Below are 22,034 nucleotides of genomic sequence, written 5' to 3'. Positions count from 1 at the left end.
CGGACAGCCCGGCTTCGGCGACAGGACAAACCGGCGGCACGGGCCTGAGGCTTCTCCCGCCGCGGCAGGTCCACGCAGAGGTTCCAGTGCTGTCATTGGACCAGCGGGAAGCTGTCGAGGTGCCGCATGGTTCGGGACCCGTGCTGGTCCCCGGCGCACCCGGCACCGGTAAGTCCACCGTCCTCATCGAAGCTGCCGTCCGCCGTGCGCTGCAGGACGGCGTGGATCCGGAACGGATCCTCATTCTGGCACCGGGACGGCTGGCGGCCGACTCGCTCCGGGACCGATTTACGGCACGGCTGGACAGGAGCCTGAGCACCACGCCCGCCCGGACCTGGGCCTCCTATGCCTTTGACCTGATCCGCCGGGCGAAAGCCGAGGGGATCCTTCCGCTCCCGCGGGCGCCGCGACTCCTCTCCGGCCCGGAACAGGACCTGATCATCCGGGAGCTGCTGGAAGGTCACCGCCTGCCCGGCCTGGACCTGCCGTGGCCGCAGGACCTGGAGGCGGCCTTGGAGACCCGGGGCTTCCGGCACGAAGTGCGCCTCCTTTTTGACCGCATCATCGAATCCGGCCGGACCGCAGCCGACCTTAAAGAGCTGGGGCGCCAATGCGCCAGGCCCGACTGGATCGCCGCAGCAGCCCTGTACTCGGAGTACCGGGACGTCCTGGACCTGCGGATGCCCGAAGCCTTCGACCCCGCAGGCATCATCACCACTGCCCGCCAGATCTTCCAGGACGAGCCCGGCTTCCTGGCCGCAGAGCGCGAACGGCTGCAGCTGGTGCTGGTGGATGACGTCCAGGAGGCGAACCCCGCGGTTTACGAACTGCTTGCGGACATCGCCGCGGGCAAGGACTGCTACGTCGCGTTCTCCCCGGACACAGTGGTGCAGGGTTTCCGCGGGGCCAGGCCGGATCTCGTCGCCGACCTTCCACGGCTGCTGGCCGCCGGGTCCGGCGTCCTCGAACGGCCGCTCTGGCACACGCACCGGCACACCCCTGCAATTGCCCAGGCCTGGCTCGGCGTGGCCGCCCGGATCTCGCAACGCGCCGGAGGGCAGTTGGCACGGCGCCTCGAGCAGCCCGCACACGGAGGAGGGGCTGCGGATGCCGGGATCGCCGTCGTCGACGCCCACTCAACGCTCACCGGAACGGTGGAAGCGCACCTGGTCCCGTCCCCGGTGCACGAGCTGCGGTATGTCGCCCAGCGAATCCTGGACCAGCATGTCAACCACCGCCGGGATCTCGCCGAGATTGCGGTGATTGTCCGCAATGGCGGCCAGCTCAGCGAGCTGCAGCGCTACCTGTCGGGGCAGGGGATCCCGGTCCGCGTGCCGGTGGCCGAGTCTGCGGTGCGCGACGAAGTGGCCGTGCGCCCGCTGCTGGACGCTTATGCCCTTGCACTGGACCCTTCGCTTCTGACTCCGGAAGCCGCCGTCGCGTTACTGACGTCCCGGATCGGGGGCGCTACGTCGATTGAACTGCGGCGGCTCCGGCAATCCCTCCGGCGCGAGGAGTTACAGGGCGGCGGTGGGCGGACCAGCGACGCCCTGCTGGTCGAGGCACTCCTGGAACCGGGAGCGCTGCTGACCCTGGGCGTGGAGGGCAGGTCCGCGCGCCGGACGGCCCGCATGATCCAGGCCGGGCAGCACGCTGCATCCCAGCCCGGGGCCAACGCAGAGACGGTTCTCTGGGCACTCTGGCACTCCACCGGGCTGGCCAACGCCTGGACGGAATCCGCTCTGTCCGGCGGCTCCCACGGCGCGCGGGCCGACCGCGACCTCGACGCCATGATGGCCCTCTTCCACACCGCGGAGCGGTACGTGGATCAGATGCCCGGCGCAGGTCCCGAGCAGTTCCTCGAATACCTCCTGAACCAGGAGCTGCCCATGGACACGCTCGCCGCGCGGGCGCAGGTGGACGACGCCGTCGAGCTGATGACCCCGGCCAGTGCTGCGGGACGCCAGTGGCCCGTGGTCATCGTGGCGGGGCTGCAGGAGGGCGTCTGGCCCAACACCCGGCTTCGCGGCGAGTTGCTGGGCAGCAGCCTGTTCGCTGACGCGGTGGAGCACGGGGTCAGCTACGCCCTGCAGCTCGACCCGCTGAGCCGGCTGCGGGAAATCCGCTACGACGAACTCCGGAGCTTCTCCACGGCGGTTTCCCGGGCCGAGCAGCTCCTGATCTGCACGGCGGTCTCCTCGGAGGACGACCAGCCGTCGTCCTTCCTTGACTACGTGGCGCCCCTCGAACCGGGCCGGGAGGGCAGGGGGTTCACGCAGGTGGAACGGCCCATGACGCTCCGTGCACTGGTCGCCGAGTTGCGCCAGTATGCGCAGCTGGAAGGCGGGTTCGAGCCCGAGGCCGCCGAAGCCGCCAGGGTTCTTGCCGCACTGGCAACAGCGGAACCGCCCGTGCCCGGGGCCCACCCGGACAGCTGGTGGGGATTGTTGCCCCTGAGCACGTCGGAGCCGGTGGTCCCGCCGGGCGGGACCGTCTATGTTTCGCCCTCGAAGGTGGAGTCCGTGCAGAAGTCCCCGCTCGACTGGTTTGTGCAAGCTGCCGGAGGCGAGGCCGCCACCGATTTCGCCCGCAGCCTGGGGACCCTGGTGCACGCCATCGCGCAGGACATGCCGGACGCGTCCGGGGGGCAGTACGTCGAAGAGCTTGTGCGCCGTTGGCCCACCCTGGGCATGAAGGACAACTGGGAAGGCAAGCTCGACTTCCAGCGGGCCGAAACCATGGTGCGCAAGCTCGCCCAGTACGTCCTGGTGATGCGGAGCGAGGGGCGGAGCCTCCTGGGCGTCGAGCAGGACTTCGAGGTGCGCCTGCCTGACCTGCCGCCGATGCAGTCGGACAGCCGGGATGGCCTGAACGCCTTGGGCCTGAACGCCGCCGGCCTCGACGCCGGCGGTATGGACTCAGGGAGCCTGGATCCGGCGTCCGGTGACAGCGAGCGGAGGGCAGCCGTCCTCCGCGGCCAGGTTGACAGGCTGGAGATCGACAGTGAGGGAAGGCTGGTGGTTGTGGACCTCAAAACGGGCAAACGGCAGCCCGGCAAGACAGAGTTGTCTCGCCATCCGCAGTTGGGGGCCTACCAGGCAGCCGTTCTTGCGGGCGGCTTCCGGGACCTGCCCGGCATGACCGGGCCCGCCGTGCCGGGCGGCGCTGTGCCTGGAGGTGCTGTGCTGGCCCAGCTGGGAACCACCACCAAGAGCCCCGGTGTTCAGCAGCAGGAACCGCTGGATCCACAGGAAAACTGGGCGCTGGAGATGGTCACTGACGCGGCACTGCTGATGTCAGGCAACAGCTTCGAGGCCAGGCACGATCCGGCTAAGGGCAGCCACGGCGGCCACGGCTGCCGGCTCCCCGAGGTCTGTCCGCTCTGTGTCCGCGGAAAACAGGTCACAGAATGAACCGGCACCGGCCTCCCGAGCCCCTCTTCAGCCCCGAGCAGCTGTCCGCGCTCCTGGGTGAAAAAAACACACCGACGCCTGAACAGTCCGCCATTATTTGTTCCCCCTTGGCCCCACGGCTGGTAATCGCCGGGGCAGGATCCGGTAAAACCGCCACCATGGCCGACCGAGTGGTCTGGCTTGTCGCCAATGGCTGGGTCAGGCCCGAGGAAGTCCTGGGCGTTACGTTCACCAGGAAGGCGGCCGGTGAGCTGGCCACACGGATCCGGGCCAAGCTGGCAGCACTGCAGCGGATTGCGGCCCAGGACACCGGGCATGCGGTGTTCCCGGAGGGCCTGCTCAGCAGTGACGCGCTTGAACCCAAAGTCTCCACTTACCATTCCTTCGCCAGCGGTATCGTGTCCGACTACGGGCTGCGGCTCGGGGTGGAGCGGGACGTTGTGCTGCTCGGCGGCGCCCAGGCCTGGCAATTGGCCAGCGAAGTGGTGGAAGCGTTCGACGGCGACTATCGCCACTTCCGGGCGGCAAAGTCCACTCTGGTCAAGGCTGTCATCCAGCTGGCAGGGGAGTGCGCCGAACACCTGCAGGAACCGGCCGACGTCGAAGCCTGGCTGATGGCCCGCCTCGGCGAATTCGAAGTGCTCCCTTACCTCGCCGGTGCCGCGAAAAACGCGCCGCTGGCCGCGGCTGAACTCGCCGCGATGCTGCGCACACGGGCAAGCGTTGCCGACATGGTGGGCCGTTACACTGCTGCGAAGCGGGCACGGGGAGCACTGGACTTTGGCGACCTCGTGGCGCTCGCTGCCAGGGTGTCCAGGGAGGTTCCGCTGGCTGCGGAGCTGGAACGCCAGCGCTACAAAGTGGTGCTCCTGGACGAGTTCCAGGACACCTCGTACGCCCAGCTGGTGCTGTTTTCGCGGCTCTTCGGGGAGGGGCACGCGGTCACGGCCGTCGGTGATCCCAACCAGTCCATCTATGGCTTCCGCGGGGCCTCCGCCGGCCAGCTTTTCCATTTTGTCCGCGAATTTCCCGTCCGTTTGGACCGCGAAGGCGAGGGCGGCGACGACGACGGCGGAGCGTACCAGCTGGCGCCAACGTCCTATCTCACTACTGCGTGGCGCAACGGCCGGGCCATTCTCGGCGCCGCAAACATCATGTCCAAGGCCCTGGGCAGGGCCGAGGCACACCTGGCCCCCGCCGGTACCACGCCGGAGGCCGTGGCGGTACCTCCACTGCAGCCGAGTCCCTTCGCCGTGGAAGGGCAGGTGGTGCTGGGCCGCTTCGGCACTGACGTCGAGGAAGCCTCGGCCTTGGCCGCCGACGTCCAGAAGTACCGGGTCACGGACTTCGAGCGTGAAGCCGACGGCACTCCGGTGCCACCGGCCCTGGCCGTTCTCTGCCGGCGCCGGGCCCAAATGGAGACCATCCGCCGCGAATTCGAGTCGCGCGGGATCCCTTACGAAATCGTGGGGCTCGGCGGACTGCTGGACACCCCCGAAATCGTCGACCTCGTGGCCACCCTTCGGGTGTTGGCCGATCCGGGACGCTCGGACTCCTTGATGCGCCTCCTCGCGGGGGCGCGGTGGCGGATCGGCCCGGCGGACCTGATGGCCTTCCGCGACTGGTCGAGCCAGCTCGCACGCCGCCGAGGACACCGGGCCGGGGCACCTGCTGTGGATGCCGACGCCGGGGAAGCACCGGATGACGCCGTCATTGAAAGCGACCTGACAGACGGCGCCAGCCTCGTCGAGGCGCTGGACTGGCTGCCGCGCGAGGACTGGGTCTCCTCCCATGGCCGTTCGCTGACCGGTCCGGCCCGCGAACGGCTCAGCAGGCTCTCGGCTGAGCTCAGGCAGCTGCGCGGATATCTCGGCGATGACCTCACAACCCTGCTGGGGGAGGTGGAACGCGCCATGCTGCTCGATATCGAAGTAGCGGCCCGCCCGGGAATCAGCATCCATCAGGCCCGCCGGAACCTGGACGCGTTCCAGGACGCGGCAGCGGGATTCCTGCGGACTTCCCACCGGGTGGACATCCTTGCCTTTCTAGCCTGGCTGGAGGCAGCCTCGGCCGAAGAGAACGGACTGGAAGCACCGCCGCCGGATATCAACCGCGAGGCCGTGCAGCTGCTGACCGTCCATGCGTCAAAGGGCCTGGAATGGGACGTTGTTTTTGTACCGGGCCTGAATGCGGGCGCCTTCCCGAGCAACAAGGACTCCCGGTGGAGCAGCGGCGCTGCCGCATTGCCTTGGCCATTGCGGGGTGACCGGGCGGATCTCCCGCAATGGGACACCGACCAGCCCGACCAAAAAGGCTGGCTGGACGCAGAGAAGGACTTCAAGTCTGCAGTCCAGGTCCACGGTGAAGGTGAAGAGCGCCGGCTGGCGTATGTGGCCTACACCAGGGCCAAACACGTCCTCTGGGTTTCCAGCGCAGCCTGGGTCGGCTCCCGGGCGGGCCGCGCTGAGATGTCGCCCTTCCTGGCTGAGCTGGAGCAACTCGCCACCGGCGCCAGGGAAAAGCCGCCAACTGGCGGCGCGGTAGTGCACCCGTCATCGGTGGAGGAAGCGTCCCTGCCGGAGAAGAGCCCGTTAACCACCGAAACCGAGCTGGCCACATGGCCGTATGACCCTCTCGAAGGTCCGGTGGATCCCCGTACAGGCGAACGACGGCGCGTGGTTGCCGGCAGGCGGCGGGCCATGGACAGTGCCGCGGCTCGGGTCCGGGCCGCACTTGACGCGTCCAATGCCCGGTATCCGTCCAACGCACGGAACGCAGCCAGTGCGGAGCGCGCGCTTCTCGGTGAGGGCGCGGCTGTTGACGGTTCCGGGCCTGCCGTAGAGCACGGCCGGAGGCTCCGGGGCAGTGCTGCCGAGTGGGCGCGGGAAGCTGCGTTGTTGCTGGAACGCCGGTCCAGGCGGGCGGGCGGCCAAGACGTGCACCTGCCCGGCCACATCTCCGCGTCCACGTTGGTGGACCTGGGCGAGGACCCCGCGGGGGTAGTCGGCCGGCTTCGGCGCCCGGTTCCGCGCGAGCCGGGCATGTCGGCGCGGAAAGGCACCGCCTTCCACGCTTGGGTGGAGGAATACTTCGGAACCGCCGGCATGCTGGATCTCGGCGAGGCCCCAGGTTCGGACGATCATATTGACGCCGCATATGATCTCGACGCCATGGTGGCCACATTCAAGGCCTCCGAGTGGAGTGACCGGTCGCCCGCGTTTGTTGAAGTCCCGGTCGAAACCCGGGTAGGGGAAGTGGTGGTCCGAGGCCGCATCGACGCAGTCTTCCTGGATGCCGACGGCCGCTGGGACCTGGTGGACTGGAAGACCGGCCGCCGTCCCTCCGCATCCCAGCTCCGGGCAAAGTCCGTCCAGCTCGCAGCCTACCGGCTCGCGTGGGCACGGCTGAAAGGCGTCCCGGTGGATGAAGTCCGGGCTGCGTTCTTCTATGTGGCGGACAACCAGGTGGTTCGTCCGCACGATCTGGGCTCCGCTGAGGAACTCGAGCAGATTGTGGCAGCCGCGCTGGGAGCTAGGGCTTCCTGACGTCCACGATGCTGATCGCCGCAGTTGAGGTGTCCTCGGCAGACCGGGCCGCCGGTGCCTCTGCTTCAGGCACCTCGGGAACCGGGACAACCGTCACGGCCGGAACGGGAATGACCGTCACTGCAGGGACCGGAACAACACTGACGGACGGGACCGGGGCGACGGTAACGGCGGGGGCGGCCGACCCGTTCACTGCTGGTGACGGCACGCCGTCGTCTGTTACTCCGGTCCCTACCGGGGCACCGGCTCCGGCCGGCACAGCGCCCCCGGCAGGGTCCTGGCCGGGCAGGGGCTCGACGCTGATGGCCTGGCCGCCGTGTTCCTCGACGTCGGCCGCCAGGGTTTCCAGCATGCCCTCAGCTTCAGCAACCATGCCGGAGTCCTCGGCCGCGATGCCCTTGACGAGGTATTGCGCCAGGGCGAACTCCGCGGACAGCGCGGCCCGCCGCAGCAGGTGCTGGTCCGGGGCGTCCCGGCGGCTCGCCGTGTAGCTGGCCAGCACTGCCTCGACAAAGTCCTGCTCGTTAGAGGCAACCAGCCAGGCGAAGTCATCGGCGGGATCGCCGATCCGGAGGTCGGTCCAACCCGTCACCGCGGTGACGCGACTGCCCTCCACCAGAAGGTTGTCCTCATGGAGGTCGCCGTGGACAACGCTGGGATTAAACCGCCACAGCGAGACGTCTTCCAAGGCGTGTTCCCAGCGGCGCAGGAGTGACGCGGGGATCTTTCCGGTGGTGGCAGCCTGGTCCAGCTCGTTGAGCCTGCGCTGGCGGAATTCGTTGGGGGTGTAGCTGGGCAGGTCAGCGTTGCTGACCAGGGTGTGCGGAAGATCGTGGATTGCGGCCAAGGCCGTTCCGATCTCCTTGGCCAGTGCTTCGGGGCCGGCGGTCAGTTCCTCCACGCTACGGTTACTGCCGCCGAGGTGCGAGTAGACAAACGTGCTCAGGCTGCCGAGGCGGACGCTGCCGGCGACAGTAGGCATGAGGAAGGGCAGCTCGGCACGGATAGCCGGTGCGAACGCCCGGAGTACAAGGAATTCCGTTTCGAGCCTGGCGCTGGCTTCCGCATGCCGCGGCGACCTGACCCGCCAGCGCTTGCCTTCGGAATCAAGGAGCAGGGCGGAATCGAAATCGGCGGGATCGTCCGCGTCGGAGCTGACGGCGGTGGGGGTCAGCCCGGGGACTGCCGCGGTTGCAACGGCTGCCAGTTCGATCGGTTTTCTTCTCACCGTTCCACGGTAGATTGGCTGGCGTCTAACACAACGATGTGCAGCGGCGAGTCTCCAGATACCGTGCAAATGTCGACCCTTTCGCCACGGCCTGAGGTCCCCGCCACATGTGCTGCCGATTCTCGCTGCCAAATGTAAATTGTCGGGCCGAGTCAGTACGGTGGACACATGAGTTATGCGGAGTCCGCTACACCGGCCTACCAGGCGCAGGCAGTCCAGCTGCCGGCCAACCACCTGTTCGATACCGTGTTGCCGGTCCGGCCGGCCGCGGTGGACCGCGGCTCCGTGGAACGCGCCCGGCCCGGCATGGTTGAGGACCTGTTGGCCGGAGAGAGAACACTCGCACTTGTTTTGGCTGGCCGGCAGGCCCTTATCCAGGCCAACCAGCTGTTCCTGCCGGGGGCACGTGAGCTACTGGCGCGGCTCCAGGACCTTGGTACCGTCCCGGTGCAGGCTATCTATCTCGGCGCTGCGCTGCCGGACTCTGACCTGCCTGCGGGCACGGAAATTGTCCTGCTCATCCTGCCCGAAACTGTAGCGCCGGGAGCAGCAGGAATTCCGTCCGACGCCGAGTGGGCCGGATTCCGGGACATCGCCGCCGTCCTGAACCCCACAGATACGGCGTTGTTTGTTGAGGCCAGCGCCATTGCCAACTGGCACGCCACTCATACGCACTGCCCCCGCTGCGGTGTGCCCACGGTAGTGGAGTCCGGCGGCTGGGTGCGCCGCTGCCCCCAGGACAATTCTGAGCACTACCCCCGGACAGACCCTGCAATTATCGTGACGGTGGTAGGACCGGACGGCCGGCTCCTGCTGGGCGGTGGGGGACCGCTGGACGCGAAGAACTACTCCACACTTGCGGGATTCGTCGAGCCCGGCGAATCCCTCGAGCAGGCCGTGATCAGGGAAATCCACGAGGAAGTGGGCGTCAGGATCACCCGCAGCCAGTACCTGGGCTCGCAGTCCTGGCCGTTCCCGGCCTCCCTGATGCTTGGGTTCTCCGCTATCACGGAAGATACCGAGGCAACACCCGACGGCGTGGAGGTCACCCGGGCGCGCTGGTTCAGCCGGGATGAACTGCAGGAGGCCGTGCTCGCCGGTGAGATCACCATATCCAGCCGGCTGTCCATCGCACGCTCCCTGATTGAGCATTGGTATGGCGGCCGGATCATGGACCGCCCCGACACGTGACCACTTGGCCACGCAGCATGCCTGGCCAGGCGCCGGCAAGTGAGTCGTCCCACTGGGAAGTCCCAATGGCGGCAGTTTCAACAGCAGCAGTTCCAACAACAGAGCAGCAGAAGTGACCACAGAGAATTTTGACAGTGCACAGTCCCTCGAGGAGCGCATCCTCGGGGGACTTGATGCCGAGCAGCGGGAGGTTGCCAGCACCCTGAACGGCCCGTTGTGCGTCCTGGCTGGCGCCGGCACCGGAAAGACCCGTGCCATTACGCACCGGATTGCCTATGGGGTGCACTCCGGTGTCTACAGTCCACAGCGGCTCCTCGCCGTCACCTTCACAGCCCGGGCTGCGGCAGAAATGCGCAGCCGGCTGCGGGACCTCGGCGTGGGCAACGTGCAGGCCCGCACGTTCCACGCTGCCGCATTAAGGCAGCTGCAGTTTTTCTGGCCGCAAGCAGTGGGCGGCACACTGCCCAATCTGCTGGACCATAAAGCGCAGATGATCGCCGAGGCGTCCCGCCGCCTCAGGCTCAGCACGGACCGAGCCTCCATCCGCGACCTCGCATCGGAGATTGAGTGGGCCAAGGTTTCCATGCTGACCCCGGCCAACTACCTGGAGAACGCGCAGGATCGGGGAACTCCCGGCGGGTTTGACCTGACTGCCGTCGCCCGGGTTTTCCAGTCCTACGAGGACGTCAAGACGGACCGCAACGTCATCGACTTCGAGGACGTCCTGCTGATTACGGTCGGCATCCTGCAGGAGGACCAGAAGGTCGCTGCCACGGTCCGCGAGCAGTACCGGCACTTCGTCGTGGATGAATACCAGGACGTTTCCCCGCTGCAGCAGCGCCTCCTTGAGCTCTGGCTCGGCGGCCGGGATGAGCTGTGCGTGGTGGGCGATGCCAGCCAGACCATCTACTCGTTCACCGGGGCGTCCCCCAAGCACCTGCTGAATTTCAAGGCGCAGTACCCTGAGGCCAACGTGGTGAAGCTGATCCGCGATTACCGCTCCACGCCGCAGGTGGTCAAGCTGGCCAACGACCTCCTGGCCGCGCGGCGCAACGGCGGCCCTGTTGCCGATTCCGCCTGGGCTACACCGCTGCAGCTCGTGGCCCAGCGCCCTGCCGGGCCGGTCCCGCAGTTCACCGAATGCTCGGACGATGAAGCCGAAGCCGCCACAGTGGCCGTCAAGATCCGGGAACTGCTCGACGCCGGCACTCCCGCCAGCCAGGTAGCCGTCCTGTTCCGCACGAACGGGCAGTCCGAGGCCTACGAACAGGCCCTTGCGGCGGCCGGGATCGGCTACCAACTCCGCGGCGGTGAGCGTTTCTTCGCCCGCAAGGAAGTGCGCGATGCCATCCTTCAGCTCCGGGCCGCAACCAGGGCTGTGGCCGAATCAGCCACGCCTGAACCGCTGGGCCAGCTGGTCCGCGATATCGTGGCATCCCTCGGCTACACCGATGCCCCGCCCCATAACGGCGGTGCCCTCCGCGAACGCTGGGAATCACTGGCGGCACTGGTAGCCCTCGCCGACGAACTGGTCCAGGTCCGGGGTGAGCAGTTCGGCCTGGCCGACTTCGTCAATGAACTCCAGGAACGGTCGCTGGCCCAGCATGCTCCCACGGTCCAGGGCGTGACGCTGGCTTCGTTGCACGCCGCGAAGGGCCTGGAATGGGATGCCGTTTTCCTCGTGGGCCTCAGCGAAGGCCTGATGCCTATCTCCTTCGCGGACTCTCCCGAGGCCGTGGATGAGGAGCGACGCCTCCTGTATGTGGGAATCACCCGGGCCCGCGAGCACCTCGCCTTGTCCTGGTCCACGGCGCGCACGCCCGGCGGCCGGGCCAACCGGAAACCTTCGCGGTTCCTTGACGGGCTACGTCCCAACTCGGTGGCCAGCTCCAGCGTGCGCGGCAAAGGGCCAGCCCCGCGCCGCAAGGCTGCAGCCCCCGCGACCTGCAGGGTCTGCGGAAGCATGCTGGCCAGTGGAGCCGAACGCAAGGTGGGGCGCTGCAACGACTGTCCGCCCAGCTACGAGGAACAGACCTTTGACGCCCTCAGGCAGTGGCGGAAGGAGATCGCGCTGGCCGCCGAAGTCCCGGCCTTCGTGGTCTTTACAGACGCGACACTGACGGCCATTGCCGAGGCCAAGCCGTCCTCATTGGAGGAACTCGCCGCGCTGGCCGGCGTTGGCCCGGCCAAACTGGAACGCTACGGCGAAGACGTGCTGCGCGTACTCGTCGAAAGCACCGTCCTGTGAGGCCTGGCAAGGGCAACCGGCCGCAAGGTCTGACGACTGCCGACGGGGCGCCGGTGGAGGTGCGGCGATCGGCCCGGCGCACCCGGACCGTGGCCGCCTTCTGGGAAAACGGGACGGCGGTTGTGGCCATTCCTGCCCGTTTTACGGCCGCCCAGGAGTCCGAGTGGGTGCGCCGCATGCTGGAGAAACTGCACCGGCAGGGGGAGCGGCGCGCGGACAAAGGACGCAAGCAACCCGCCACGGATGCCGCGCTGGCGTCCCATGCGGCAGCCCTTTCGGCCCAGTACTTCGGCGGCAGGGCGGTCCCGACGTCGGTCCGCTGGGTCAGTAACCAGAACTCACGGTGGGGTTCCGCGACGCCGTCCGAAGGGACCATCCGGCTGTCCGACAAGCTCCGCCCTATGCCGCAGTGGGTCATCGACTACGTGCTGTTGCACGAGCTCGCCCATCTGCTTGTGGCCGGGCACAACGCTGCCTTCTGGAAACTGTTGGAAGCCTATCCGGACACCATGCGCGCCAAGGCATTCCTGGAGGGCGTCTCGTACGCCACCTCCCGGGGCCTGGGCGCGGACGGTCCTGGGTCAGACGGCAACTTCAGGCCAGCCGACGGCACTGAGCCGGCCGGCGGCGCCGACTAGGCACACCCGTTAGCCCTTGGGCTGATCCGCATCGCCGTCGTCGGCATCCTTGCCGGACCCCTTGGCGCCAGAGTCCTCAGCCCCGGACTCGGTGGCCCCGGGATCAGCGGAGTCCTGCGGGGCATCATCGAAGCCGCCACTGAGGAGCTTCTGCAGGGCGTCGTCCACTTCGCTGTCGCTGGCCTCCGCCAGCTTGCGCCGCCCGCCGAAGCCCTGCGGGTCATCGAGGTCCTCGGCGGTGGGCAGCAGGTCAGGGTGCTGCCAGATGGCGTCGCGTCCGGCAATGCCGCGCTCCTCTCTAAGGACTGCCCACAGGGTGGCAGCCTCCCGCAGCCGGCGGGGACGCAGCTCAAGGCCCACCAGGGAGGCAAAGGCGTGTTCAGCGGGGCCGCCCGTGGCGCGCCGCCGCCGGACCGTCTCCCGGAGGGCCGCCGCAGAGGGCAGCATCCTTTCCGTGGCCGAAGCCGTGAGCTCATCCACCCAGCCTTCAACGAGGGCCAGGGCTGTCTCCAGTTTTTCCAGTGCCTGCTCCTGGGCCGGAGTCCGCTGCGGCATGAAGACACCCTTGGACAGTGCTTCCTGGATGCCTTCGGGGTTGCCGGGATCAAGGTCCCGGGCCAGTTCCTCGATCCGGGAGGTGTCAATGTGGATGCCGCGGGCGTAGGCCTCGATAGCGCCCAGGAGATGGCCGCGCAGCCAAGGAACCTGGACGAACAGGCGTGCGTGGGCCGCCTCGCGGACAGCGAGGAACAGGCGGATGTCGTTCTCCGGCAGGCTCAGCCCTTCGCCGAAGGACGCGACGTTGGACGGCAGCAGGGCCATTTCGAGGTCGGCCAGCGGCACACCGATGTCCGTTGAGCTGACGACATCAGCGGAGAGCGCACCGATCGCCTGGCCCAGCTGCATGCCGAAGATCGCTCCGCCCATGTTCTGCAGCATGGACGATGCCCCGCCCATCATGGACTTCATCTCCTCAGGCATCTGTTCGGTCATGGCGCTGGAGAGAGCGTTGGCGATGCTGTTGGCGACGGGTTCGGTCAGCCGCTTCCACGTTCCGAGGGTGGCTTCCACCCACTCGGCGCGGGACCAGGCCCGGCCGATCAGGCCGGTTGCCGGGAGGTCGGTCACGGGGTCGAGCCAGAGTTCGGCAAGCCGCAGGGCTTCGTCCACTTCCCGGCTTTGCTGGGCCGTGACGGACGGGTCCGCGCTGCTGGCCGCGACGCGCCTGGCGTTCTCGTGGGCGAGCTGCCAGTTGACAGGGCCCTCCGACGGGGCGCTCATCATGGCCTGGACCTGGGAGAACATCTGCGCGAGCAGGTTGGGGTCATCCGGCAGGCCGGCCGCCTTCGCCAGTTCGGCGGGGTCGAAGTTTTCCATACCCTTGCCGCCCATCAGGTTCTGCAGCATCTCGGTCAACGGATCCTTTGGCGTGTCATCGCCGTCGGACGGATTGAGTGGGTTGGAGGTCATGGTCCCGCCGATCGTCAGTTTGAGCGTTCACTTCACGGTACCCCGGGCGGGGGCGGCTGTCTGCCGGACAGGGTGGACGTTCGCTCTAGGCAAAGAGCTGGCAGACAGCGCCACCGCGTAGTGTTGGTTCAGTGACTACAACCCGTGGCGAACACCCACACGAGGACCACGCTCCCAAGCTCGACGACGGTGCAACCGTGGCTGCCGGACCGCCCGAAGGGCCTGCGGCAGGCGTCGCCCCTGCCGGGCACCTTGCCCCGCGGAACCCCCGGCACGGGGACAGGCGAGTGTCCGTCATGATGCTCTCGGGAATGCTGGCTGTGGGGCTGGGGATAGCGGCTGCCACCATTCCCGTGCCTTATGTCGTGGAACGGGCCGGGCCCACGTTCAACACTCTCGACAGGTCCGGTGACGCCCCGGTCATCAGTGTTACGGGGCACGAGTCCTATCCGGCGAAGGGCAACCTGGACCTCACCACGGTGTATGTCGAGGGCGGCCCCACCGGTCCGGTCAGCATTTTGGGGGTCTTCGGCGCATGGCTGGACGGGTCCAAGTCCGTGTACCCGCAGGAGCTGATCTACCCGACGGGCACCACCAAAGAGCAGGCCGAAGAACAGAGCTCCGTGGCCATGACCACATCACAGGAGAATGCTGTTGCGTCCGCACTCAGGGAGCTCGACATTCCCTTCGGCCAGCAACTGCAGGCCGCCGGGCTGTCCGACGGATCGCCGTCGGCCGGCAAAGTCGAAGACGGCGACATCTTCCAGAGCATTAACGGGAAGCCCATCACGTCCCTCGTCGTGGTGCAGGAGGAACTGGCCGCCGGCAAGGGCGCTCCTGTCACCCTCGTGGTGCAGCGGGCGGGGGCGTCCGTCACGCAAACCATCACCCCCAAGGACAACGGGGCCGGCCGTTACATCCTGGGAATCATGCTGAAGTATCTGTTTACTTTTCCTTTCGACGTGAAGATTTCCCTGGACAAGGTGGGCGGCCCTAGCGCCGGCCTGATGTTCTCGCTGGGGATCGTAGACACGGTCACGCCGGGCGACCTGACCGGGGGCAAGCACATTGCCGGCACAGGAACCATTACGCCCGACGGCACGGTGGGCCCCATCGGCGGGATCCGGCAGAAGATGCTGGGCGCGCGCGCCGGGGGAGCCACGCTGTTCCTCGCCCCGGCAGATAACTGCGATGAGGTGGTGGGCAACGTGCCGGACGGAATGCAGGTGGTGAAGGTGGAGAACCTTGACCAGGCACGATCCGCCGTCGAACTCGCCGGATCCGGTCAGGACACGGCCGGTTTGCCGTCCTGCACCAGCAACTAGACTGAGGCCAGGAACTAAGCTTTACCGCCACTCGTGGCAGATATGACGGACGTTGCCACACGCTTGACCGGTGCCGGACGTCAACCGCACGCTCACTCTTAATGTAAATCTGACGATCAGCTATGAGGTACCGAGTTTGTCCCGTCCCACCAGCCCAATTCATCCCGGAAGACCCCCATCACGACGCGGGGCCCTGACACCCACCCTGATAGTCGTTGCCCTGGTAGTCGTGGGCTTCATCTTCTTCGCCAATGTGTGGACTGATGTCCTGTGGTATCAGCAGCTCGGTTACTTCGAAGTGTTCCTCACCGAAAACCTCTCCCGGATCCTGATCTTCCTCGCCGGCTTCGCGCTGATGTTCGTGGCAGTCTTTTTCGCCATCAGGATCGCCTACCGCGCCAGGCCCGTGTACGCGCCTGACTCCGAAATGCGCGACAACCTCAACCGCTACCAGGCCCAGCTTGAACCGGTCCGCCGCGTCGTTATGGTGGGGCTGCCTATCCTGTTCGGTCTGTTCGCCGGCAGCGCGGCCGCGAGCCAGTGGCAGAAGGTACTGCTGTTCTTAAACCAGGAGCCGTTCGGCCAGCAAGACCCTCTCTTCAACCTGGACATCAGCTTCTACGTGATGACCTTGCCGTTCCTGGGCTTCATCACCGGGTTCCTCATCAGCGTTGTCGTGGTGGCAGGCATCGCCGGCATCCTCACCCACTACCTCTATGGCAGCATCCGCCTGATGGAACGAGGCGTGTTCACCAGCCGGGCCGCGCAGATCCACCTCGCCGTCACCGGCGCAACTTTCCTTATCCTCCTAGGCGTCAACTTCTGGCTGGACCGCTATTCCGCGCTTCAGAGCAACGGCGGACGCTGGGCGGGCGCTCTGTACACCGACGTCAACGCCGTGATTCCCACCAAGGCGATCCTCGCCGTCGCTGCCGTACTCGTAGCCATCCTCTTCATCGTTGCGGCCATCATCGGCCGCTGGCGCCTTCCGGTCATCGGCACGGCCATGCTGATCATCACCTCGATCCTCGCCGGCGGCGTGTACCCGTGGGTCATTCAGCAATTCCAGGTGCGGCCTTCCGAGCAGACGCTGGAGAAGGACTACATCGAACGGAACATCAAGATGACCCGGGCGGCTTACGGCCTGGACCAGATCCAGGTGGACCGCTATAACGCGACCAACACGGCCAATACCGGGGCGCTTGCCCCGGACGCCCAGACCACAGCCAACATCAGGCTCCTGGACCCCAACCTGATCTCTGACGCGTTTGCCCAGCTGGAACAATACCGGCCGTACTATCAGTTCCCCGAGGCGCTGAATGTTGACCGCTACGAGGTGGACGGTAAGATCCAGGACACCGTCATCGCCGTGCGTGAGCTGAACCCGGTCAACGTCGCCACGAACCAGCAGGGTTGGCTGAACCAGCACGTTGTCTACACCCACGGTTACGGCGTGGTCGCGGCCAAGGGAAACAAGTTCACAGTTGACGGCAAGCCGGAGTTTCTCCAGTCCGGAATTCCTTCCACCGGTGTCCTTGGCGACGATTCAACGTACCAGCCAAGGATCTACTTCGGTGAGAATTCACCGGAGTACTCCATTGTTGGTGCGCCCGACGGCGCAACCCCCCGCGAGCAGGACAGGCCCTCGGGTAAAGAGGGTGAGGCCGACAACCAGTACACCTTCGAAGGCAACGGCGGCCCGAATGTGGGCAGCTTCTTCAACAAAATCCTCTACTCCATCAAGTTCCAGTCCTCGGACCTGCTGTTGTCCGATGGCGTTAATGCAGATTCCCAGATCCTGTACGACCGCAGCCCGCGGGAACGCGTCGAAAAGGTCGCGCCTTACCTGACGGTGGACGGCAACGCCTACCCGGCCGTTGTGGACGGCCGCGTCAAATGGATCGTGGACGGTTACACCACCAGCCAGTACTACCCGTACTCGCAGCAGGAACAGCTCTCGGCGGCCACTGCAGACTCGCAGACCTCCGCGGGTCGGTCGGTGGCACTGCCCAACAGTTCGGTGAACTACATCAGGAACTCCGTGAAAGCTACCGTCGATGCCTACGACGGTGCGGTGACCCTGTACGCATGGGATGACCAGGACCCCATCCTGAAGGCATGGCAGAAGGTTTATCCCACCTCCCTGAAGCCCTACTCGGAGATGTCCGGGGATGTCATGAGTCACGTCCGTTACCCTGAGGACCTCTTCAAGGTTCAGCGTGAACTCCTGGGCCGCTACCACGTGACGGACCCGGGGAGCTTCTACCAGGCGAAGGACGTCTGGAGCGTCCCTAACGATCCCACCGTGTCCACCGATGTCAAGCAGCCGCCGTTCTACATGTCACTGCAGATGCCTGACCAGAAGGAGCCCGCATTCCAGCTGACGTCCTCCTACATTCCGCAGATCGTGAACGGCACCGCCCGCAACGTCCTCTACGGCTTCCTGGCCGCTGACTCGGATGCCGGGAACGAGAAGGGCGTGAAGGCCGACACCTACGGCAAGCTCAGGCTGCTGCAGATTCCGCCGGAGATCCAGGTTCCCGGACCGGGCCAGGCCCAGAACAAGTTCAACTCGGACCCCACTGTGTCCCAGGCCCTGAACCTTCTGCGCCAGGGCGCTTCGGAGGTGCTTAACGGCAACCTGCTGACACTGCCCGTGGGTGGCGGCATCCTCTACGTCCAGCCTGTCTACCTCAAGTCCACCGGCGAGACGTCATACCCGACGCTGCAGCGCGTGCTGGTTGCCTTTGGTGACAAGGTGGGCTTCGCGCCGACGCTCGACGGCGCGCTGAAGCAACTCTTCGGCGGTGACTCCGGTGCAGCTGCCGGTGACTCTGCCAACACCGGCCAGACGCCTGCCACGCCTGGCGAAACCCCGCCTGCCAGTGCGGGCGCCCAGGCTGACCTCAAGGCAGCCCTGGAGGCAGCGAACGCGGCCATCAAGGCAGGCCAGACGGCCTTGGCCGCCGGCGACTTCGCCGCTTATGGGGAAGAGCAGAAGAAGCTGGCTGCTGCCCTGCAGAAGGCTCTCGACGCCGAGGTGAAGATTCCGGTCCCGGCCCCGGCGACCCCGCCGTCGCCGGAAGCCACACCGTCAGCGACACCCTCGCCCTCAGCAACCAACTGACGGCGGCCCAGCGAGACACACATCACGCCACCAGGATTTGGCCTCCCGTTCACTGGACGGTAGAGTTGATCTTGCGACGCGGGGTGGAGCAGTTCGGTAGCTCGCTGGGCTCATAACCCAGAGGTCACAGGTTCAAATCCTGTCCCCGCAACTGGCGGAAAGTCCGGATTCTGGAAACAGGATTCGGACTTTCTTGTTTAAGCCGCCGGGTCCCGTGGCGGAGAAAACGCTGAATGATGACCACCACGGGCGAGTGGTAATTGCCTCCGCCAAACTAGGGTAATGTTGGTCAAGCGACGCGGGGTGGAGCAGTTCGGTAGCTCGCTGGGCTCATAACCCAGAGGTCACAGGTTCAAATCCTGTCCCCGCAACCATATGAAAGACCCCGACCGGGAGTTACGCCGGCCGGGGTCTTTTTTTGCCCGAATACTGGTGGTTCCTAGTATTCTCGTTCGCAGAGTCGTTTGAGCACTGGTCAGTCATTCTCGAGAGGAATGTTTTTCGATGTCCACACCCACGAAGAAGCCCGCCTCTGCGACGCGCAAGCGGTCCAGGCTCTACTGGGGTGTTCCGGCCGCTCTTGTGGTCCTGGTGCTGGTGGTGCTGCTGGCCAAGTGGATGACAGGGCTGCCGGCGGTGGCCTCATTCCTCGCTGACTACCCGGGTCACTCGGAACTTCCCGACCGTGCGCCCGTGGGCTTCCCGGCCTGGCTGGGCTGGCAGCACTTCCTCAACGGTTTCTTTCTGCTGCTGATCATCAGGACCGGCTGGCAGGTGCGGACCACCACCCGGCCCAGCGGACACTGGACGCGCAACAACAAGGGCCTGATCAAGACCAGGAACGCGCCCACCAAGATCACCTTGGAGCTGTGGCTGCACCTGACCCTGGACGCACTCTGGATCCTCAACGGCCTGGTGTTTGTGGTTCTGCTGTTCGCCACCGGCCAGTGGATGCGAATCGTCCCCACCAGCTGGGATGTCTTCCCCAACGCGCTCTCGGCGGCCCTGCAGTACGCCTCGCTGAACTGGCCCACCGAGAACGGCTGGGTCAACTACAACGCGCTGCAGCTGCTGACCTACTTCGCCACGGTGTTCATTGCCGCGCCGCTCGCGTTCATTTCCGGTATCCGGACATCTTCCGCGTGGCCCAAGAAGGCGGCGGCCCTGAACAAGGCCTACCCCATGGAACTGGCACGCTCCATCCACTTCCCGGTGATGATCTACTTCGTGGCCTTCATCGTGGTGCACGTCTTCCTGGTGTTGGCCACCGGAGCCCTGCGCAACCTGAACCACATGTACGGCGGCAGTGATGACGCGGGCTGGTTTGGCTTCTGGGTATTCGTGGCGTCTGTGGCCGTGATGGTGGCAGCCTGGATCCTGGCGCGGCCCCTCTTCCTCCGGCCCATTGCGTCCCTCATGGGCAAAGTCAGCCGCTAAGGCCGGCCCGCCCGGACCGGGCCTTAGTCCTGGTTGTCCTTGAGCCTCTGGTAGGTGGCCAGCGCACGCTCGCGGGATTCGGGGAGCCCCACCACGGGTGCGGGGTAGCCCTCGAGGCCGGTCGCTTTCCACGGTTCGTGGATGGCCTTGCGGTCCAGCGGGGCAAGTTCGGGAATGAACTCGCGAAGGTACCGGCCCTCGGCGTCGAATTTCTTGCTCTGCGTCACCGGGTTGAAGATCCGGAAATAGGGCGATGCATCGGCGCCTGAGCCCGCTACCCACTGCCAGTTCGCCGGATTGCTGGCGGCATCGGCGTCCACCAGGGTGTCCCAGAACCACGCCTCGCCCAGCCGCCAGTCGGCAAGCAGGTTCTTGACCAGGAACGATGCTGCCGCCATCCGGACCCGGTTGTGCATCCAGCCTGTCTGCCACAGCTGCCTCATCCCTGCGTCCACCAGTGGATACCCGGTCCGGCCCTGTTGCCAGGCGTGGAGTTCGGCGGCGGTGGGTTCCTGCCAGTCGAAGTAGTCAAACTCTGGGCGGTAGTTGCGGGTGGCCAGCTGCGGGTTGACGTAGAGCAGCTGCCAGCAGAATTCCCGCCAGCCAAGCTCGGACCGGAAGATCCCGACGTCGGGAGTTGCCTCGAGCGGAAAGCGGAGGCGGATCTCGTGCCAGACCCGGAACGGACTGATTTCGCCGAAGCGCAGGTGCGGAGACAGCCTGCTGGTGCCTTCCACTCCGGGCACGTCCCGTCCGGTGCCGTAGTCCTCCACCGGTCCGTCCAGGAAATCGTCCAGGCGGCTGTGGGCCCCGGCCTCACCGGGTTGCCAGGTCCGCGCCAGGCCGGCGCTCCAGTCCGGGGACACGGGCAGCAAGGACCAGTCTGCCAGGGCGTCACTTCGGACCTGCCCCGAGCCGGTGCCCGAGCCGGTATCGGCGAGGCTGGCCGGGGAGGGCAGGCGCGACGGCGCGGCCAGGGGAGGGCGGGGTTCGCCTGACGCCGTACAGGCCCGCCAGAACGGTGTGAAGACCTTGTAGGGGCCTCCGCTGCCCGTAGTGATGGTCCACGGCTCGAAGAGCAGGTTGGCCTGGAAGCTTGCGGCTTCGATACCGTTCTCTGCAGACCAGGCCTTGATTTCTGCGTCCACTGCCCGCTCAGGCCCGCCGTAGCGGCGATTCCACAGCAGGTGCTTGGCGCCGGTTTCCTCGGCAAGCCCGCGGATCACCGGTCCGGACTGTCCCCGCCGCAGGATCAGCGTGGAGCCGGCATCCGTCAGGGCCGCTCCAAGGGACGCCAGGGAGTGATGCAGCCACCATTTGACCGCCCCGCCCAGCGGCCGGACTCCAGCGGATTCCTCGTCGAGAACGTACACCACGGTCAGTGGCAGTCCGATTTCGACGGCGTGCGCCAGGGCGGGATTGTCGTCCAGCCGGAGGTCATCACGGAGCCAGACAATGGTGGATGCGACGGGGGAGGCCATGGCCTCCACGCTACACACCCTGCGCGGCTGCCGTGCAGAGTGCCCTGGGCGGGTAAAAGGCTGGGGCCGGAGTTCGTCATGAACTCCGGCCCCTGCTGGACCCGCCCGATCGGCGGGCCGCCACTGGTTACAGCTTGTCGAAGTCAGCCTCGTCCACGGTGGATCCGGAGGGGACGGACGCGCCCGAGGCGCCGATAGCCGGCTTGGCGCCGCCGGACTTGAGGGCGGCGAGGCGGGCCTCGATCTCGGTCTGCTCGCCGAGGTCCTCGAGCTGGTTGAACTGGGCATCCAGGCTCGACGCAGCAAGTTCCTGCTGGCCGCGGACTTTGGCCTCTTCGCGGCGGATCTTCTCTTCGAAACGCCCAACCTCGCTGGTGGGGTCCATGAAGTCGATGCTCTTGATGGCATCGTGCACCTGGGACTGCGCGGCGGCGGTCTTGGAGCGGGCCACCAGTTCGTTGCGCTTGCTGGTCAGCTCGTTGAGCTTGCCCTTCATCTGGTCCAAGCCGGTCTTGAGCTTGTCCACCACTTCGCGCTGCGAGGCGATGCTGGGCTCTGCACCCTTGGCCTCATTCTCGGCGGACATCTGGCGCTGCAGGGCCACCTTGGCCAGGTTGTCGAACTTCTCGGCGTCGACGGCGTCGCCGCCGGACCGGTATTCGTCCGCCTTGCGCGAGGCCGCCAGGGCCTTATTGCCCCAGTCCTGCGCGTTCTTGACGTCCTCGCGGTAGTCGTCCTCCAGCATCCGGAGGTTTCCGATGGTCTGGGCAACAGCGGACTCAGCCTCGGCAATGTTGTTTGTGTAGTCCCGGACCATCTGGTCCAGCATCTTCTGCGGATCCTCAGCGTTGTCCAGCAAGGAGTTGATGTTTGCCTTTGCAAGCTGCGCGATGCGGCCGAAAATGGACTGCTTAACCATGGTGTTACCTTT

At 66.4% G+C, this 22,034-nt stretch carries 12 protein-coding genes and 2 tRNA genes; 10 read left to right on the top strand and 4 right to left on the bottom strand.

Annotated features, from left to right (window positions below; translation table 11 throughout):
* Positions 1–44: 44 nt before the first annotated feature.
* Positions 45–3,413: an ATP-dependent helicase gene (locus tag AC1MCD_RS13210; protein ID WP_498678336.1), complete on the top strand. Its 3,369-nt coding sequence runs from the start codon at positions 45–47 to the stop codon at positions 3,411–3,413.
* The gene (locus AC1MCD_RS13205) at positions 3,410–6,958 is read left to right on the top strand and encodes an ATP-dependent helicase (protein WP_498672610.1); all 3,549 of its coding nucleotides are present in this window, start codon (positions 3,410–3,412) and stop codon (positions 6,956–6,958) included. Before AC1MCD_RS13210 ends, AC1MCD_RS13205 begins: the two co-directional genes overlap by 4 nt.
* On the opposite strand, the gene AC1MCD_RS13200 is transcribed toward AC1MCD_RS13205, so the two are convergent.
* Positions 6,945–8,186 carry a macrolide 2'-phosphotransferase gene (locus AC1MCD_RS13200; protein WP_498672608.1) on the bottom strand — a complete coding sequence of 414 codons (1,242 nt, stop codon included), beginning with the start codon at positions 8,184–8,186 and terminating at the stop codon, positions 6,945–6,947. The genes AC1MCD_RS13205 and AC1MCD_RS13200 overlap by 14 nt on opposite strands.
* A 168-nt stretch (positions 8,187–8,354) precedes the next feature.
* Here AC1MCD_RS13200 and nudC point away from each other — a divergent pair, with 168 nt between their 5' ends.
* The 3 genes from nudC to AC1MCD_RS13185 all read left to right on the top strand — a co-directional run bounded on the left by nudC (position 8,355) and on the right by AC1MCD_RS13185 (position 12,263).
* Complete coding sequence (nudC, locus tag AC1MCD_RS13195; protein WP_498672607.1) at positions 8,355–9,377, top strand: NAD(+) diphosphatase; 1,023 nt, start codon at positions 8,355–8,357, stop codon at positions 9,375–9,377.
* A gap of 112 nt (positions 9,378–9,489) precedes the next feature.
* Complete coding sequence (locus AC1MCD_RS13190) at positions 9,490–11,625, top strand: ATP-dependent DNA helicase UvrD2 (RefSeq protein ID WP_498672605.1); 2,136 nt, start codon at positions 9,490–9,492, stop codon at positions 11,623–11,625.
* The gene (locus AC1MCD_RS13185) at positions 11,622–12,263 is read left to right on the top strand and encodes a M48 metallopeptidase family protein (protein ID WP_498672603.1); all 642 of its coding nucleotides are present in this window, start codon (positions 11,622–11,624) and stop codon (positions 12,261–12,263) included. Before AC1MCD_RS13190 ends, AC1MCD_RS13185 begins: the two co-directional genes overlap by 4 nt.
* Before the next feature lie 9 nt (positions 12,264–12,272).
* Here AC1MCD_RS13185 and AC1MCD_RS13180 read toward each other — a convergent pair whose 3' ends face one another.
* Positions 12,273–13,733: a zinc-dependent metalloprotease gene (locus AC1MCD_RS13180; RefSeq protein ID WP_498672602.1), complete on the bottom strand. Its 1,461-nt coding sequence runs from the start codon at positions 13,731–13,733 to the stop codon at positions 12,273–12,275.
* A gap of 131 nt (positions 13,734–13,864) precedes the next feature.
* On the opposite strand from AC1MCD_RS13180, the gene AC1MCD_RS13175 reads away from it, so the two are divergent.
* From AC1MCD_RS13175 to AC1MCD_RS13155, 5 genes are all read left to right on the top strand, one after another.
* The gene (locus AC1MCD_RS13175; RefSeq protein WP_498672600.1) at positions 13,865–15,058 is read left to right on the top strand and encodes a YlbL family protein; all 1,194 of its coding nucleotides are present in this window, start codon (positions 13,865–13,867) and stop codon (positions 15,056–15,058) included.
* Between the two features lie 136 nt (positions 15,059–15,194).
* On the top strand, positions 15,195–18,185 hold the full coding sequence (locus AC1MCD_RS13170; RefSeq protein ID WP_498672598.1) for a UPF0182 family membrane protein: 2,991 nt from the start codon (positions 15,195–15,197) through the stop codon (positions 18,183–18,185).
* A gap of 77 nt (positions 18,186–18,262) precedes the next feature.
* Positions 18,263–18,336 (top strand) — tRNA-Met (locus tag AC1MCD_RS13165).
* A 146-nt stretch (positions 18,337–18,482) separates the two neighbouring features.
* Positions 18,483–18,559, top strand: a tRNA-Met gene (locus AC1MCD_RS13160).
* A gap of 130 nt (positions 18,560–18,689) precedes the next feature.
* Entirely contained in the window at positions 18,690–19,622 is a 933-nt protein-coding gene (locus AC1MCD_RS13155) for a cytochrome b/b6 domain-containing protein (RefSeq protein WP_498672596.1), read from the top strand.
* Between the two features lie 23 nt (positions 19,623–19,645).
* Here the strand turns inward: AC1MCD_RS13155 and AC1MCD_RS13150 are convergent, their stop codons facing one another.
* Positions 19,646–21,103 (bottom strand): cryptochrome/photolyase family protein, encoded by a 1,458-nt coding sequence (locus AC1MCD_RS13150; protein ID WP_498672594.1) that lies wholly within the window; start codon positions 21,101–21,103, stop codon positions 19,646–19,648.
* Positions 21,104–21,230: 127 nt separating this feature from the next.
* On the bottom strand, positions 21,231–22,022 hold the full coding sequence (locus tag AC1MCD_RS13145; RefSeq protein ID WP_498672593.1) for a PspA/IM30 family protein: 792 nt from the start codon (positions 22,020–22,022) through the stop codon (positions 21,231–21,233).
* Positions 22,023–22,034: the final 12 nt, after the last annotated feature.

This window comes from Arthrobacter sp. BF1 (genome assembly GCF_056680215.1).
Note: the sequence above shows the minus strand (reverse complement) of the source record. Positions and strands in the feature narration are given on the sequence as shown.

Coding starts and splice junctions, on each gene's coding strand:
- AC1MCD_RS13205 (WP_498672610.1), top strand. CDS start 3,410: ATGAACCGGCACCGGCCTCCCGAGCCCCTCTTCAGCCCCGAGCAGCTG.
- nudC (WP_498672607.1), top strand. CDS start 8,355: ATGAGTTATGCGGAGTCCGCTACACCGGCCTACCAGGCGCAGGCAGTC.
- AC1MCD_RS13180 (WP_498672602.1), bottom strand. CDS start 13,733: ATGACCTCCAACCCACTCAATCCGTCCGACGGCGATGACACGCCAAAG.
- AC1MCD_RS13155 (WP_498672596.1), top strand. CDS start 18,690: ATGTCCACACCCACGAAGAAGCCCGCCTCTGCGACGCGCAAGCGGTCC.
- AC1MCD_RS13150 (WP_498672594.1), bottom strand. CDS start 21,103: ATGGCCTCCCCCGTCGCATCCACCATTGTCTGGCTCCGTGATGACCTC.
- AC1MCD_RS13145 (WP_498672593.1), bottom strand. CDS start 22,022: ATGGTTAAGCAGTCCATTTTCGGCCGCATCGCGCAGCTTGCAAAGGCA.